This is a genomic window from Nocardia sp. AB354 (assembly GCF_049538315.1).
Classification (GTDB): domain Bacteria; phylum Actinomycetota; class Actinomycetes; order Mycobacteriales; family Mycobacteriaceae; genus Nocardia; species Nocardia nova.
Map to the genome: position 1 here is coordinate 36,104 of NZ_JBMVFU010000026.1, position 15,129 is coordinate 51,232.

At 66.8% G+C, this 15,129-nt stretch carries 12 protein-coding genes; 7 read left to right on the plus strand and 5 right to left on the minus strand.

The window, feature by feature from the left end; all coding sequences use genetic code 11:
* Nucleotides 1-113 precede the first annotated feature (113 nt).
* Nucleotides 114-1,466: a cytochrome P450 gene (locus tag ACPCUW_RS28870; RefSeq protein ID WP_423428299.1), complete on the plus strand. Its 1,353-nt coding sequence runs from the start codon at nt 114-116 to the stop codon at nt 1,464-1,466.
* Nucleotides 1,467-1,491: 25 nt separating this feature from the next.
* On the opposite strand, the gene ACPCUW_RS28875 is transcribed toward ACPCUW_RS28870, so the two are convergent.
* From ACPCUW_RS28875 to ACPCUW_RS28890, 4 genes are all read right to left on the minus strand, one after another.
* Nucleotides 1,492-2,889 (minus strand): flavin monoamine oxidase family protein, encoded by a 1,398-nt coding sequence (locus tag ACPCUW_RS28875; protein WP_423428301.1) that lies wholly within the window; start codon nt 2,887-2,889, stop codon nt 1,492-1,494.
* 172 nt (nt 2,890-3,061) lie between these two features.
* Complete coding sequence (locus tag ACPCUW_RS28880; RefSeq protein WP_423428303.1) at nt 3,062-5,278, minus strand: molybdopterin-dependent oxidoreductase; 2,217 nt, start codon at nt 5,276-5,278, stop codon at nt 3,062-3,064.
* Nucleotides 5,279-5,421: 143 nt separating this feature from the next.
* Nucleotides 5,422-6,189 (minus strand): nuclear transport factor 2 family protein, encoded by a 768-nt coding sequence (locus ACPCUW_RS28885; protein ID WP_423428304.1) that lies wholly within the window; start codon nt 6,187-6,189, stop codon nt 5,422-5,424.
* A 131-nt stretch (nt 6,190-6,320) separates the two neighbouring features.
* Nucleotides 6,321-7,103 carry a nuclear transport factor 2 family protein gene (locus ACPCUW_RS28890; protein ID WP_195076917.1) on the minus strand — a complete coding sequence of 261 codons (783 nt, stop codon included), beginning with the start codon at nt 7,101-7,103 and terminating at the stop codon, nt 6,321-6,323.
* A 273-nt stretch (nt 7,104-7,376) separates the two neighbouring features.
* Between ACPCUW_RS28890 and ACPCUW_RS28895 the strand changes: the two genes are divergently transcribed.
* Nucleotides 7,377-8,027: a TetR/AcrR family transcriptional regulator gene (locus tag ACPCUW_RS28895; RefSeq protein ID WP_195076916.1), complete on the plus strand. Its 651-nt coding sequence runs from the start codon at nt 7,377-7,379 to the stop codon at nt 8,025-8,027.
* A 64-nt stretch (nt 8,028-8,091) separates the two neighbouring features.
* On the opposite strand, the gene ACPCUW_RS28900 is transcribed toward ACPCUW_RS28895, so the two are convergent.
* The gene (locus ACPCUW_RS28900) at nt 8,092-8,832 is read right to left on the minus strand and encodes a TetR/AcrR family transcriptional regulator (RefSeq protein WP_423428306.1); all 741 of its coding nucleotides are present in this window, start codon (nt 8,830-8,832) and stop codon (nt 8,092-8,094) included.
* Between ACPCUW_RS28900 and ACPCUW_RS28905 the strand changes: the two genes are divergently transcribed.
* The 5 genes from ACPCUW_RS28905 to ACPCUW_RS28925 all read left to right on the plus strand — a co-directional run bounded on the left by ACPCUW_RS28905 (nt 8,817) and on the right by ACPCUW_RS28925 (nt 15,079).
* On the plus strand, nt 8,817-9,617 hold the full coding sequence (locus ACPCUW_RS28905; protein ID WP_423428308.1) for a TIGR03084 family metal-binding protein: 801 nt from the start codon (nt 8,817-8,819) through the stop codon (nt 9,615-9,617). The genes ACPCUW_RS28900 and ACPCUW_RS28905 overlap by 16 nt on opposite strands.
* 85 nt (nt 9,618-9,702) lie before the next feature.
* The gene (locus ACPCUW_RS28910; protein ID WP_423428310.1) at nt 9,703-11,304 is read left to right on the plus strand and encodes an acyl-CoA carboxylase subunit beta; all 1,602 of its coding nucleotides are present in this window, start codon (nt 9,703-9,705) and stop codon (nt 11,302-11,304) included.
* A 10-nt stretch (nt 11,305-11,314) separates the two neighbouring features.
* Nucleotides 11,315-13,282 (plus strand): acetyl/propionyl/methylcrotonyl-CoA carboxylase subunit alpha, encoded by a 1,968-nt coding sequence (locus ACPCUW_RS28915; protein ID WP_423428312.1) that lies wholly within the window; start codon nt 11,315-11,317, stop codon nt 13,280-13,282.
* Complete coding sequence (locus tag ACPCUW_RS28920) at nt 13,279-14,043, plus strand: enoyl-CoA hydratase family protein (protein WP_423428313.1); 765 nt, start codon at nt 13,279-13,281, stop codon at nt 14,041-14,043. Before ACPCUW_RS28915 ends, ACPCUW_RS28920 begins: the two co-directional genes overlap by 4 nt.
* A gap of 22 nt (nt 14,044-14,065) precedes the next feature.
* Nucleotides 14,066-15,079: an LLM class F420-dependent oxidoreductase gene (locus ACPCUW_RS28925; protein ID WP_423428315.1), complete on the plus strand. Its 1,014-nt coding sequence runs from the start codon at nt 14,066-14,068 to the stop codon at nt 15,077-15,079.
* Nucleotides 15,080-15,129: the final 50 nt, after the last annotated feature.

A 15,129-nucleotide genomic window follows, 5' to 3' on the forward strand; every position in this document is an offset into this window, starting at 1 on the left:
TGAGCGCGGAGCCGACAACGAAGTCGCCGGTGTGTCCAGTGGATCACGGTGCGGGAGCGCCGCAGCAGGCCGAACGACCAGTGCCGCCCGTGACGCGGTTCGGCACGCTCTCGATGACACGTGACGTCCTGCGCAAGGGATTCGGGCGGGAAGACGGTATGGTCGCCCGGCTCGAGGGGCACGATTTCGCCCGGTGGCGCATCGGGCAGCGGCGCTGGGTGTCGATACAGCACCCCGACGACATCGATCACGTCCTGCACCGGCACCGCGAGAACTACCCCAAGTCACCGGATTACGAGCCTCTGCGGGGCGTGCTCGGGCTGAGCCTGTTCACCGACGACGACCCGTCCTGGTCGCGGCATCGCAAGATGATCAACCCCAAGTTCACCAAGCGCCACGTCGACGCCCTGTTGCCGCTGATGGTGGGAACGGCGCTCGACTTCTGTACTGCCCTGGACGAGCGGCCCGACGGCAGCGAGATCGAGATGGTCGGGCTGATGACCGACCTGACGCTGGAAGTCGCCGGCCACTCGCTGTTCAGTCAGAGCTTCCGCGGCTATTTCGGCGACGACACCGCGGAGCTGATCACCGACGGATTGCGCAAGGGGACCTGGCTGTCGCGGATCTTCTTCCTGGTCGACCCGCCACAGTGGATGTCCAGGGCCGCGTGGAAGGTGATGCACAGCCGCCGGATTCCGACGCCGCCGCCGTTCAGCCGTTTCCAGCGAGTCGCCCGAGTGATCGACGGTGCGGCCGACAAGGTGCTGCGCGAGCGCATGGAAAACCCTTCCGACTCACCGGATCTGCTGAACCTGCTCCTGGACGTGGCCGACGACGAGGGTCCGCTGACGCCCGAACGCACTCGGGCCGAGGCCATTTCGTTCATGTTGACCGGCTACGAAACCACCGCGAACGCGATGTGCTGGCTGTGGTACCTGTTGGCGTCGAATCCCGACGCACGTCAGCGGATGTTCGACGAGGTCGACTCCGTCCTGCAGAAACGTGTGGTCACGTTGGCGGACGTGCCCAAGTTGCAGTGGACCACGGCATGTCTGGAAGAGGCCATGAGGATCTTCCCGCCGGTGTGGATGATCACTCGCCAGGCAGTCGAGGACGACGTTATCGGTGGTCAGCGGGTCGAGGCCGGCGAGACGGTCGCCATCGTGATCGAGCATGTGCACCGCGATCCCCGTTTCTGGCCCGATCCCGAGCGCTTCGACCCGTCGCGGTTCCTGCCCGGCGCCGATCGGGACCGCCCGCGATCGTCGTATCTTCCGTTCGGTGGCGGCAAACGCATCTGCATCGGCCGCAATTTCGCGTTGCTCGAGGCCGTGATGCTTACTGCGACTCTCGGTCAGAGCTATGTGTTCGATCTCGTTCCGGGGCACGAGGTGGAGGCGGAGACGACGTTCACACTGCGTCCCAAGGACGGGATTCGGATGGTGGCGCGGCGCCGTGACCGATGAACGCCACCGGTTACTCCGCCTTGCGTCAGCCGATGATCTGTTCGGCGGCGCGCAATCCCGACTTGTAGGCGCCGTGGACTGTGCCGAAGGATCCTCGGTCGGTGGCTTCGCCGGCGAAGTGCACCCGGTCGTCGACGGATGCGGCGAGGTGGTCGCGCATCTCGGGGGAGGATCCGGTTTTGTTGAACGAATAGGAGCCGTGAGCGAAGGGGTCGGTCGACCAGCGGGTGATCTGGTGGTCGACGGGTGCGGGGATCCCGGGGCCGTAGATGGTACGCAGGGTTTCCATGGCGCTGCCGACAATCTCGGCGTCGGACCAGCCTTCGCTGGTTCGGCCGAAGTCGGCGGCGTTGAAGCCCAGCAGGATGGGCCGGTCCGCGGCGTGGGAGTAGTTGATCCATTGCCCCCACTGCCCGGCCTTGTCCAGGTCCGGTATGGAGATGAGCCAATCGGTGTCGGGCCAGAAAGTGGCGGGAAAACGCAGATAGCACTTGTCCAGTACGCCCATGCCGAGTTTCGCGATCGCGGTCGTCTTCTCAGAAGGCAGGCCGGCCCCGAATTCGACAGCGCCACTGTGTAATACACCCAATGGCACGGTGATCACCACATGGTCGCCGGTGAAGGTTCCGGTAGTGGTGGTGACGGTGACACCGCGGTCGTTCCAGTCGATGCGGGTGACGACTTCACCGAGACGCACAGCGAGGCCGGTGGCGAGGTAGTCGGTGATCGCGCCGTACCCGCCGGGGAAAAGTACGTCTTTGCCTGTGATCTTGTTGTCGGCGTCGAAGTACAGGCTCGACAGTTCATCGACGCTGCCTGAGTATTCGTGTTCGTAGTCGTTGAGCACCGCCGCCACCAGGTCCTGGTCCGTCCGCGTGAGGGCGGGCCAGTTCACGGCGCGTTCGGCCACCGACCGCAGCGACGCGTCCGTCGCGTCGTCGTTGCCGGCGGCTTCGTCCTGAGCGTCGTCGAGCGCGCCGGCGATCACGGTGCGCCAATGCGCGAGCCGCTCGGAGCGGCTCTCGTCGAGGCGTCGGCCGTCGCTGTCGTAGTCGGTGCCGCTGTCGGCGTCGGTCGCGACGGTGCGTGCTCCGGCCTTGTGCGCCAGCTCGGTGATCGGATTGCCGTCGACGCCATGGATCCACGACGCGCCGAGATCGACCGGCGCATCCGGCCACTGACGGCTGGTCCGGATGCGGCCACCGATCCGGTCCCGGGCTTCGAGTACCACCACGTCCTGACTTCGGTCGGCCAGCGTCCGGGCCGCGGCCAGTCCCGCGATGCCGGCGCCGATGACGATCACCCGTTGCCGCTGCCCCGCGGGCCCGGAGCCGGACTCGTCGTCGGCGCAGGCGGACAAGCCCAGCAATGCCAGAGTCGACACACCGGTCGTCTGCAGGAACCGGCGACGGTCCATCGTCATATCAGCGCGCCAATCGGTCGCTGACGTTGCCCAGGGGCGTCACGACCTTGTAGTGAAATACTGGTACGCCAAAGAATATGGTGAGACGGCCGGCCACGCTGACCCGCATGTCCCCACCCGCCGGGTCTCATGCCGCGCGGACCGTGGGTGGGTGGCCGCCGCGGCGAACAGCTCAGCGTTGGCCAGTGCCGGCCTCGCCGCCGCGCCGAGCTCGACCACGCCCGGCGATGTTCGCATCGGATGTTCCGCAGGCCTCCAGGACCACCGGGACGCCGTTGAGGTGGGACATACCTGCGAGGCGCTCGATGTCCTCGATGGCCGTCGACATCAGCTGGTTCACGTTCGCGCCGCCGGATGCGTTGGCCAACGTCCAGGAGCCGCCCTCATGTCCCCACCCATGGGGCACGGCGACGGTGCCCGGCCCGACCTCGTCGGTGAGCAGCGCCACCGTCTCGATCTCTCCGTGGCGGGAACGGATGCGCACGGGCGCGCCGTCGGCGATGCCGGCCGCCGATGCGTCGGCCGGATTGATGCGGGCGGCGTGGCGGCGCTTGCCCTTCATCAGGGTGGGCGCGTTGTGCTGCCAGGAGTTGTGGGAGCGCAACTCGCGCATGCCGATCAGCTTGAGCGGGAAGTCGGCGTCGACATATGGCGTGAGCCGGGCGAGCTCGGCGGCGATCTCTGGTGGGTCGAGCCGGACCTTTCGGTTGCGGTGGCGTACGGCATCGCCGATCCGGCCGGTCGCGGCGTGCTCGCTGAGCACGATGCCGTGGGGGTTCTCCCGCAGCTTCCGCGGGTTGAGGCCACCGCGGCGCAGCCCGAACCAGTCGCCGTAGGCCCCCAGCCGGAGGAGCGTCTCGATCATCGGCCGCGGCGTGAGCCGGATCGGAACCTTGGTGGTCAGGCCGGCGAGGCGGCGTAGCGGACCGATGTGGAACATGCCGATGCCGGCGCGACGGGCGATGTCGTCGATGATCTGCCAGTCGGGCCGCGCCTGGCCGTACGCCGGCACGACGGCCTCGGTGGCCTGGATGAACGTCGTGGGCGCGGCGGAGGAGACGCCGACCGGGTAGTCCTCGCGCTCGAGCCACGTGGTGGCGGGTAGGACGTAGTCGGCGTGCCGGTTGGTGTCGTTGACATAGATGTCGATCGACACCATCAGGTCGAGCCGGCCGAGCGCCTCCGAGAGGGCTTTGCCGTTGGGCACCGACAGGACGGGGTTTCCGGCGGTCACGACGAGCGCGCGCATCCGTCCCTCGCCCGGCGTGGTGATCTCGTCGGCCATGAGCGCGGCGGGGAAGGCACCGAGCACATCGGGGAACCCGCCCAGCCTCGACTTCGCGCCGCCGTAGGTCGCCATACCGGCGCGCTCGGCGATGTCCTCGGCGGGGATGACGCCGCGTGAGAACAGCGCGCCTCCGGCCCGGTCGAGGTTGCCGGTGACCAGCGTGAGCACGTCGATCAGGAAACTCACCAGGGTGGCGTTGCGCCCGAGGCAGGAGCCGGTGCGCCCGTAGGCCACCGCGCTGGGCGCGGCTGCGAAGTCGCGGGCGAGGCGGCGGACATCGTCGGCGGGGACGCCTGTGATCGTCTCGGTGTCCTCCGGGGGGTACGCAGCGGCTGCCGTGCGGATCAGGTCGATCCCGGTCGACTGGCGGGCGATCGCCGCCTCGTCGGCCAGGCTCTCGGCGAACACGACGTGCAGTAGCGACAGCAGCAGCCAGGCGTCGCAGTCGGGGCGCACGGCCAGGTGCTCGTAGGCGCGCGCGGTCTCGGTGCGTCGCGGGTCGACCACGACGACCCGCCCGCCACGCCGCACGATCGCGGAGAGGTGGTCCTTGATGCGCGGGGCGCTGACGGCGCTGCCGTGGGAGACCAGCGGGTTGGCCCCCACCATCAGCAGGAAGTCGGTGCGGGGCAGGTCCGGGAACGGTAGCTGAACCACGCTGCCGTAGAGCAGGCTGCTGGCCACGAAGCGGCTGTTGGTGTCCTGGGACCCCGGGCCGTACAGGTGTTTGGTGCCGAGCCCCTTGGCGAAGCCGATTGCCCACAGGGCGTGGGAGTAGGAGAAGGCCGCCGGATTCCCGAAGTAGATCCCGATCTCGTCGTGCGCGATCCCGCGCAACCGGGCGGCGATGTCGTCGAGCGCTTCGTCCCAACCGACCCGGTCGAATCCGCCCGCGGCGTTGCGCCGCAGCGGGTGCAGCACGCGGTCGGGGTCGTTCTGGATGTCGGTGAAGGCGATGCCCTTGGGACACGCCTGACCCCGGGAGAGCGGATGGTCGGGGTCGGGCCGCAGCGACCGCAGCCGGCCGTTCTCGACGGTGGCTACGAGACCGCAGAGCGGCTCACAGATCCGGCAGTAGGTGATGTGCTTGTCGATCGACAACGTTCGATCTCGCTTTCGCAACGGAGATCGACGCCGGAGCCGGCTCTGTGCGGACGTCGGTGCAGATCTCGGCATGAACCACTGGAAACTGGTCGTTGATCAGGTTGTGCGACGGCGTTGAACCGGTCCGGCGTTGCGCAGGGTCACCGTCGGCGGATCAGCCGCTGCGCCACCGCCCCGACACTGCCCGCCCCGATGAGGGCCCGGAAGACGGGACTGCTGTCGCTCGGCAGTAGATTCGACATCTGCATCGCTTCGAACGCGTCCCACATCGTCTCGCCCCGATACAGTTGACGGTCGGCGTTGAAGTGGTATCGATCCACGGCCGGGGCCTGCATGAACGCGCCGGTCGCGGGCATCGCCGGTGCGGACTTGTCGAACGGATACATCCGCAGCGGCTTCTCCCAGAAGCCGGTCCCGATGTAGCGGCCCATCAGCCGCACCTCGCCCTCGCGTGTGACATTGATGAAGAATTGGCCGGGCAGCAGGTCATAGCGCCAGTCCGGGATCGCGTCGAAGAAGGCCTGGTTGTAGTCGATGAACGACTGGATCCCGATCATCGGCCGGCCGAAGGACACGGGGTCCTTGTACTCCACGTCCGGCGCCAACAGCTCAGGAAGCGCCTTCTCGTCGACGCCCTGGTCCCACGCCATCCAGTACTTCTTGAACCAGGCATTGAGCCACGTCACGTCCTGGCCGAGCTGCTCGGAGTAGAAGGTGGTTTGCTCCTCCAACTCGACGAACCACCGGCGCGTGAGGCGGTTCAACTCGTCCTCGCCGAGCGCGCGCTGAGCGTGGGACCTGTTGCCCTGCACGAACTGTGGTGCCGGCTTCTTCAGACATCTGCGGTCGAGTGCGCGCTGAAACTTGGCCTCGAATTGCGTAGCCGCGGTGGTGCTCTCGTTTGTCATCGCTTCGTTTTCCTTGGATCGGGTGGCGCGTTCACACCGTGTGGACTACGTACGTGTCCTGGAATGATAGTGATGCAGGAAACGGTTGTAGTCAATATTGGGTGGTCTCCGGGGTTGCCGAGGTGGGGCTATCAGCGAATGCCCGGGAGGCTGCGACGCAGCCGGGCGACGGCGTTGGGAACCTCGAGAGCGTTCATGAGTAGCTTGAACGGCAGCGATCCGGCCTCCGGGAAGACTCCGGCCCCCTGCAGGCCCTCGAAGGCGTCCCAGAGGGTTTCGCCCTTGTACAGCATGTGGTCGGCGTTCCAGTAGTAGCGGTCGACCGCCGAACACTGCATGAAAGCACCGTTGCCGGGCAATGATTCGGCGCTCTCGTCGAACGGGTACACCTTCAGCGGGCCGTCCCAATGTCCGGTGCCGAGGTAGCGGACCATCATCTGTACGGTGCCGTCGGGGTTGACCTGAAGAAAGGACTCACCCGGCAGCGGGTCGTAGCGCCAGTCGGGGATGGCGTCGAAGAATGCGACGTTGTAGTCGATGAACTCCGGCAGGCCCACCAGGGTCTTACCGAAGGACACCGGGTCCTTGTAGGTCACGTCCTCGGTGCAGAGCTCGGCCACGACGTCGAAATCGCGGACCAGCCACGACCACCACCACTTCTTCGTCCAGTCGACCACCCATTGCAGGTCGTGGCCGAGCTTGCCGTAGAACCGGATCTGCTCCTCGAATTGTTCGAACCAGAGGCGCGCGTTCGCGTTGAGTTCGTCCTCGGTGAAGACCCGCTCGGCCTGGGATCGGTTGCCGCGGAAGAGTTTCGGAGGGGCCTTCTTCAGCATCCTGCGGTCCAGCGCCTGCTCGAACTTTTCCGGGGTGTAGTTCGAGGCGGTCTGCGGGGTGGGGTTCGTGTCGGCCATCGTTTCCGTCTCCATCGATCGGCGGGAAGTGTGTCTCCGGCATTGTTGACAACGCTTGTGTCCACAAGAGATCCTGATGTAGATAACGAATGTAGTCAAGATGTGATGTTCGATGGGCGCGAAGCCGGCGACGGCCGATCACGGCTCGCGTAGGGTTCGGGCGGTGGTCGTGCCGGGCGCTCAGCGGTGCGTCATCCTCGCCGCCCGGCCTCGGTCGACGACATCGTGGGAGCACCTGCTCGGGCGCACGCTCTTTCGTGGAAAGCTGGGACCATGGTCGAATCACGGAACTTTCTCGGCGAAACGCCTGACGAGCGGCGCGAGCGCCGGAAGAAGACGCTGATCGACGCCGCGTTGACCCTTGTCTATTCCGGCGGCTTGCCTGCTGTCGGCGTCCGTAGCGTCACTGCCCAGGCGAAATTGTCCAGCCGCTACTTCTATGAGAGCTTCACCAGCATCGATGATCTGCTGATCGAGGCGTTTCGCGAGGTGGCGGCGGGTCTCCTCGAAACCGGTATGACGGCCCTGCACGCACGGCAACTGACAGATCCGAAAGTGGCGTCCGCGGACGAGATACTCGATACCTTCCGTCACGGACTCGACGCCGTGCTCGGTGGCCTGGTCGACGACCCTAGAAAGGCGGCCCTCATCGCCGCGGTCACCGCGAGCGGTCCGCGCGTTCGCCAAGAACTGCAGCAGTTCGTCTTCATCGTCGCCACCGCCATCGCCAGCGATGTGAGCGCGGCGGAAATCGGTGTGGACCGTGCCAGTGCGCTCTATATCGCCGGTGGCGTCGTGCAACTCGCCGTCGCCTACATCTTGGGCGACATCGAGATCGATCGACCCGAGCTCGTCGAACGTCTGGCGCGCCTGACCTACGGCGCGGTCGCGGGTGCCGCCGTGGACACCGCATCGGCTGATTGACCAGTTGCGTGCCCGCGGCGACCCACCCGCCGGGCCGCCGAACGCGGTCGCCCGGTTCGGGGGATCAGCCGGTCCGCGCTCTGATGAAACCGCGCATGGTGTCGACCATGCGCTCGTAATCGGCGGCATTCGGGGTCATGACCGCTGCGCTGGTGAGGCCGCTGCACATGGTGACCAGGGCGTGGGACAGGTCGCGGCGCGCGCGTGCGTCGGGTGCGACCTCGGGCGGGGCGAGTGCGGCGATGTCGTCGAAGAACGCGCGGAACGCGCGCAGTGTCGGTTGGAGTTCATTCGCGATCGCCTCGTCGCGACTGACTTCGACGAGCACGGTCAACACCATCGCGGTGAGTTCGCGGTCCATCCGATACAGGTCGGAAAATCCTTGCAGCACAAGGTCGAGCGCTTCGTCGAAGCGCTCGACATCGGTCATCACCGAACCGAGATGTGCGAGTCCGCGCGCATAGCAATCCTCGGCGACCGCCACGAACAGCCCGGCCTTACTGCCGAACCGCTGATAGATAACCGGTGCGGAAACTCCTGCGGCTTCCGCGATTTCGCTGACCGAGACACCGGCGAAGCCCTTCGTCGCGAACAGGTGTAGTCCGACTCGCAACAGGACCTCACGAGTGTCGAGACCCTCTGTCGCCTTGGGGCGCCCTGGGCCGCGGAGCGACGAATCCGGCCGAAGTCGTGCGTGCGTGGCTGCCATGGTTCTCCTGATCGTGCGGGTCTTGCCGAGCATATCACCCATATGTATATTAGCGATCATTAATTTTGATCGGAGGCGGAATGGCCAATCTGACATCTGTGTTGCGCGACTTGGCGGCGGAGAGCGCCGACCTCGATCGCCTGGTCGCCGAGCTGGACGCGTCCGGGTGGCGGACACCGACCCCCGCCGAGGACTGGACGATCGCGCACCAGATCGCGCACCTGGCGTGGGCGGACGACTTCGCGGCGCTGTCCGCGACCGATCCCGATGGGTTCCGGGCAGAGCTGAGCAGCGTGTTGGCCGGTGCGACGAGTGTCGACGACTTCGTCTGCGCGGCTGCCGAACTCGGAGCGGAGCAGGCCCCGGCGGCGCTGCTGGAACGCTGGCGGGCCGGCCGTGAGCAATTGGCCGCGGGGTTGGCCGAAGTGGCACCGGAAACGAAGCTGCCGTGGTTGGGCCCGTCGATGAGCCCGGCGTCGATGGCGACGGCCCGGTTGATGGAGACCTGGGCGCACGGTCAGGACGTCGCCGATGCGCTGGGCGTCGTGCGTACACCGACCGCGCGCCTGCGCCATGTCGCCCACATCGGTGTGCGCGCACGAGCTTTCGCTTATTTCGCCAACGACAAGCAGCCGCCCCAGGGTGACGTGCGGGTCGAATTGCAGGGCCCGGACGGTGACATCTGGAGCTGGGGCGAGCCGGAGGCGGCCGACCGGGTGACCGGTCCGGCGCTCGATTTCTGCCTGTTGGCAACCCAGCGCCGCCACCGTCACGATCTCGCGTTGGTCGCCGAGGGGCCGATCGCCGACGAGTGGCTCGACATTGCCCAGGCCTTCGCCGGCCCGCCCGGAGCAGGTCGCGCGCCGGGGCAGTTCGCATGACGCCGATACAGCACCCGGGTTCTCGACCTTGCCGGCGAAACCACGAAATCACGACCGGCCTGGTGGCCGAACGATGGGGAATCCGATGACGGTACTGCGCAGCATCCTCGATACCAATTCCGACGACTACGCGTCCCTGCGTGCGGCGATGCTGGAGAAGGTCGCCGAGATCGATGCCGAACACGCCGAAACCATCGACGGCGGCGGCCCGGCATACGTTCAGCGCCACCGCGATCGGGGCAAGTTGCTGCCCCGAGAGCGGATCCAGTTGCTGCTGGATCCGGACACCCCGTTCCTGGAACTCTCTCCCCTGGCCGCGTGGGACACCCGATTCCACGTCGGCGCCAGCATGGTCACCGGCATCGGCATCGTCGAGGGCGTCGAATGCGCGATCATGTCACACGAGCCGAGTATCAAGGGCGGCACCCAGAATCCTTACACCCTGAAGAAGGGGCTTCGGCTGCAACAGATCGCCGCCGAGAACGGGCTGCCGACGATCAATCTCGTCGAGTCCGGCGGCGCCGACCTGCCCACTCAGGCCGACGCTTTCACCCCGGCCGGCGCCACGTTCCGCAACATGGCCCGGGCCTCGGTCGAGCGTCGGCCGGTGATCTCACTGGTGTTCGGTAATGCCACCGCCGGCGGTGCGTACGTGCCGGGAATGAGTGACTACGTGGTGATGGTCAAGGAACGCGCGAAGGTGTTCCTGGCCGGTCCTCCGCTGGTGAAGATGGCGACCGGGGAGGAGTCCGACGACGAAACCCTGGGCGGTGCCGAAATGCACGCTCGCTGTTCCGGTCTGGCCGATTACCTGGCCAACGACGAAATCGATGCCATCCGGCTCGGTCGGCAGATCATGGCGAATATCAACTGGCGCAAGGCCGGTCCGGGACCGTCACGCCCCAGTGCGGAGCCGCTCTACGATTCCGAAGAGTTGCTCGGGCTGATCCCGACCGATCTCAAGCGGCCGTTCGACCCGAAAGAGGTGATCGCCCGCATCGTCGACGGATCCCGGTTCGACGAGTTCAAACCGATGTACGGCAGCAGCCTGGTCACCGGCTGGGCGTACGTCCACGGCTATCCGGTCGGGATCCTGGCCAACGCCCGCGGCATTCTGTTCAGCGAGGAATCGCACAAGGGCACCCAGTTCATCCAGCTGTGCAACCAAACCGACACCCCGCTGCTGTTCTTGCAGAACACCACCGGATTCATGGTCGGCGCGGAATACGAGCGCCGCGGCATCATCAAGCACGGGGCGATGATGATCACCGCCGTCTCCAACAGCCGGGTCCCGCACATCACCATCAATATGGGATCTTCGTATGGCGCCGGTAATTACGGCATGTGCGGACGTTCCTACGATCCACGCTTCCTGTTCAACTGGCCCAACGCCAAGTCCGCGGTGATGGGCGGTGAACAGCTCGCCGGTGTGCTGTCCATCGTGGCGCGTCAGGCCGCCGCCGCTCAGGGCCGTGAATTCGACGAAGCCGCGGATGCCGAGATGCGCAAGAAGATCGAGGAACAAATCGAGCGCGAATCGCTCGCCCCGTTCCTGTCCTCGCGCCTGTACGACGACGGCATCATCGACCCCCGCGACACCCGCACCGTCCTCGGACTGTGCCTGTCGGTAGCCCACAACGCCCCCGTCGCCGGCGTCAAAGACGGCTTCGGCGTCTTCCGAATGTGAGGTATTCACTATGATTCGCCGACTTCTGGTCGCCAACCGGGGCGAGATCGCCTGCCGGATCTTCCGGACCTGCCGCGATCTCGGCATCTCGACCGTCGCGGTGTTCTCCGACGCCGACGCCGAGGCGGCGCATGTCGCTGCGGCCGATGCTGCCGTGCGGCTGCCCGGCAACACCCCCGCCGAGACCTACCTCCGCGCCGACCTTCTCATCGAAGCCGCCCGGCGTACCGGTGCCGACGCCGTCCATCCCGGATACGGATTCCTTTCCGAGAACGCCGAATTCGCTCGTGCCGTGATCGATGCCGGACTGACTTGGGTGGGTCCGCCACCGGCGGCGATCGAGACCATGGGCTCGAAGATCCGCTCCAAGAAGCTGATGGCCGACGCGGGTGTTCCCGTGCTCACCGAACTCGATCCCGCCGCGGTCACCGACGACCAACTGCCGGTGCTGGTCAAGGCTTCGGCGGGCGGCGGCGGACGCGGTATGCGCATCGCACGTTCGCTGGCCGAACTGCCCGATACGGTCACCGCGGCCAGTTCCGAGGCCGCCTCCGCGTTCGGTGACCCCACCGTGTTCTGCGAGCCGTACCTTGAGCGCGGCCGCCACATCGAGGTGCAGGTCCTCGCCGACCAGCACGGCACCACCTGGGCGCTGGGTGAGCGGGAATGCTCGATCCAACGCCGCCACCAGAAGATCTTCGAGGAGACACCGTCGCCGATGGTCGACGCCGCTATGCGCGAAAGGCTGTGCGGCGCTGCGGTAGCCGCGGCGGAAGCGGTCGGCTATGTCGGCGCCGGCACGGTGGAATTCCTGGCCACCGAAGACGGCCGGTTCTACTTCCTCGAGATGAACACCCGCCTGCAGGTCGAGCACCCGGTCACCGAATGCGTCACCGGACTGGACCTGGTGGCCTGGCAGCTGCGGATCGCCGACGACGCCCCCCTTCCCGAGGATGGGCCGCCGCCGTTCGACGGCCACTCGATCGAGGCTCGCCTGTACGCCGAAGATCCCGCCAATGACTGGCAGCCCACCGCAGGCCATCTGTACCGCTTCGAATTTCCGAGCACCGACGCTCATTTCGACCTTCCGCAGCGCTACGGGCTGCGTCTGGACGCGGGCTACCGCAGCGGCGACACCGTCAGCACTCACTACGACGCGATGCTGGCCAAGGTGATCACCTGGGCCCCCAGTCGCGCCGAAGCCATCGCTCGGCTCGCCGGCACCCTGGAACAAGCTCAGTTGCACGGTGTCACGACCAACCGCGACTTGCTGGTGCGTGTGCTGCGCCACGACGAGTTCTCGTCGGGCGATTTCGACACCTCGTTCTTCGACCGCCACGGCTTGGACACGCTGGCGCGCCCGCTTGCTACGTCCGAGGTGCAGCGCTACTGCGCGCTGGCCGCCGCACTCGCCGACGCCGCGGTCAATCGCACCAAGGTGCGCGATCTGACCGGGTTACCTCCGGCGTGGCGCAACGTGCCGGCGGTACCGCAACGCAAGGAATACGTCGTCGGTGCGAGCACCATCGCGATCGACTACCGCTGGACGCGCGCCGGATTGCAGCCCGAGGGCTTCGATGACCTACGGGTCGTCGATTTCGGCCCGGCGCTGGTGATACTAGAAGTCGACGGGGTGAGAACCTCTTTCGCGGTGGCCACCTATCCCGATCGGGTCTGCGTCGACAGTGCGGTCGGTTCGGTGACGCTCGAGCCCGTCAACCGGTTCCCCGATCCGGCAGAACAGCTGGCCGCGGGCACATTGCTCGCGCCGATGCCCGGTACGGTCACCGCCATCCACGCCGCAGACGGTGACGCCGTCGACAACGGTGCTCCGCTCATCACGCTGGAAGCGATGAAGATGCACCACACCATCGCCGCCCCCGACGACGGAATCGTCGAGATCAAAGTGGTGGTAAGTCAACAGGTCGACGCCGGCGCCATCCTCGCCATCGTCACCGGTACGGAAGACCGATCATGACCGAGCTCGTCCATCTGAGTATCGAAAACGGCGTAGCCACAATAACCTTGGACTCGCCGCGCAACCGCAACGCGCTCAGCCGGCAACTCACCGGCGAGTTGACCGCTCATCTGGCGACCGCCACCGGCGATGACACGGTCAGGTTCGTGGTGCTCACCCACACCGGCTCCGTGTTCTGCTCGGGCGCCGACCTCTCGGAATCGGGTTCCGGTGACGGCGCCTCGGTCGGCACCACCGCGGCGCTGAAGCTGTTCCGGCAGATCGTCGAGGCGCCGCAACCGGTCATCGCCGTGCTGCGCGGACCCGTGCGAGCGGGCGGAACCGGTCTGGTCGCCGCGGCCGATATCGCGTTGGTCGCCGACCACGTGGACTTCGCCTTCGCCGAGGTGGCGATCGGCGTGGCACCGGCGATCATCTCGATTCCGTTGCTGGCCAAGCTCGATGCCCGCGCCGTCAGTCGCTATTTCCTGTCCGCCGAACGCTTCGACGCCGCCGAGGCCGCTCGTATCGGGCTGATCACCGAAGCCGTACCGGAAGCCGAGATCGACAGCCGGCTCGCGAAGCTGCTGGCGACCTTCCGCCGCACCGCTCCCGGTGCGGTGGCGGCCACCAAACGGGTGCTGACCCGCTCCCTGCGCGCCGAGCTCGCGGAATACGGTCCGCAGATGGTGGCGCTGTCGGCGGAGCTGTTCGCCGGCGACGAAGCACGCGCGGGGATGCACGCCTTCCTGAACAAGGTCGCACCGCCGTGGGCGTCGTGAGGGAAGTGAGCGTGTCGGCGCAATGAAAATCGGTTACGCACTTCAGTTTCCGCTCGGCGTGACTCCGGCGATGATCGCGGATATCGAAGCCATGGGTGTCGATTCCGTGTGGGTGCCGGAAGCCTACGGGTCCGACTGTCTGACCCCGCTGGCTTGGCTGGGCGCCGGCTCGAGTCGGCTCCGCCTGGGCACCTCGATCATGCAGATGGCCGCGCGCACACCGCCCGCCGCCGCCATGGCGGCGCTCACCCTGGACCACCTGTCCGGCGGCCGGTTCGTCCTGGGCCTGGGCGCATCCGGGCCGCAGGTGGTCGAAGGATGGTACGGGCAACCGTACGAGCGGCCGCTGGCGCGCACTCGCGAATACGTCGGCATCGTGCGCACGGTCATCGCACGCGAGGAGCCGCTGCAGTATCAGGGCCAGTTCTACACCCACCCCGTGCCCGACGGCACCGGACTGGGCAAACCACTCAAATGCATCGTGCACCCGTTGCGCCCTGATCTGCCGGTGCTGCTCGCGGCCGAGGGACCCAAAAACGTCGCGCTGGCCGCCGAAATCGCGGACGGGTGGATCGCTATGCTGCTCGGCCCGAGCAACGACGCCTTCTATCGCGCGGCCCTCGCCGAGGGCTTCGCCCGGCGCACCGCCCGGCGACCCGTCGAGGACTTCGAGGTCGTCACGACCCTCCCGGTCGTCGTCGATGACGACGTCGAAGCCGCAGCCGATTCGGTGCGCGATTACCTGGCGCTCTACGTGGGCGGCATGGGAGCCAAGGACAAGAATTTCCACTTCGATGTGATGGCGCGGATGGGCTATGAAGACATCGCCGTGCAGGTTCGGTCGTTGTACTTGGACGGCCGCAAGAAGGAGGCCGCCGCCGTCATCCCGACCGCGATGGTCGAGGAGATCGCGGTGGTCGGCCCGCCCGCCAAAATCCGCGCCGACCTGCAAGCCCACCGGCAGACCCTGACCACCGAGCTTGTCGTACTAGGGGACATGCGCGCCCTGCGCGCCGTCGCCGAATGCCTGGCATGAGTGTCGACACCGCAGCGACCGTGCACGCATTTCGATCGTGTGACCCGATG

What these genes read in the sequence shown, in the direction of transcription:
- ACPCUW_RS28915 (WP_423428312.1), top strand. Translation starts at nt 11,315, where the DNA reads ATGATTCGCCGACTTCTGGTCGCCAACCGGGGCGAGATCGCCTGCCGG.
- ACPCUW_RS28900 (WP_423428306.1), bottom strand. Translation starts at nt 8,832, where the DNA reads ATGTCAGATTGGCCATTCCGCCTCCGATCAAAATTAATGATCGCTAAT.
- ACPCUW_RS28910 (WP_423428310.1), top strand. Translation starts at nt 9,703, where the DNA reads ATGACGGTACTGCGCAGCATCCTCGATACCAATTCCGACGACTACGCG.
- ACPCUW_RS28870 (WP_423428299.1), top strand. Translation starts at nt 114, where the DNA reads ATGACACGTGACGTCCTGCGCAAGGGATTCGGGCGGGAAGACGGTATG.
- ACPCUW_RS28885 (WP_423428304.1), bottom strand. Translation starts at nt 6,189, where the DNA reads ATGACAAACGAGAGCACCACCGCGGCTACGCAATTCGAGGCCAAGTTT.
- ACPCUW_RS28920 (WP_423428313.1), top strand. Translation starts at nt 13,279, where the DNA reads ATGACCGAGCTCGTCCATCTGAGTATCGAAAACGGCGTAGCCACAATA.
- ACPCUW_RS28905 (WP_423428308.1), top strand. Translation starts at nt 8,817, where the DNA reads ATGGCCAATCTGACATCTGTGTTGCGCGACTTGGCGGCGGAGAGCGCC.
- ACPCUW_RS28895 (WP_195076916.1), top strand. Translation starts at nt 7,377, where the DNA reads ATGGTCGAATCACGGAACTTTCTCGGCGAAACGCCTGACGAGCGGCGC.
- ACPCUW_RS28925 (WP_423428315.1), top strand. Translation starts at nt 14,066, where the DNA reads ATGAAAATCGGTTACGCACTTCAGTTTCCGCTCGGCGTGACTCCGGCG.
- ACPCUW_RS28890 (WP_195076917.1), bottom strand. Translation starts at nt 7,103, where the DNA reads ATGGCCGACACGAACCCCACCCCGCAGACCGCCTCGAACTACACCCCG.
- ACPCUW_RS28875 (WP_423428301.1), bottom strand. Translation starts at nt 2,889, where the DNA reads ATGACGATGGACCGTCGCCGGTTCCTGCAGACGACCGGTGTGTCGACT.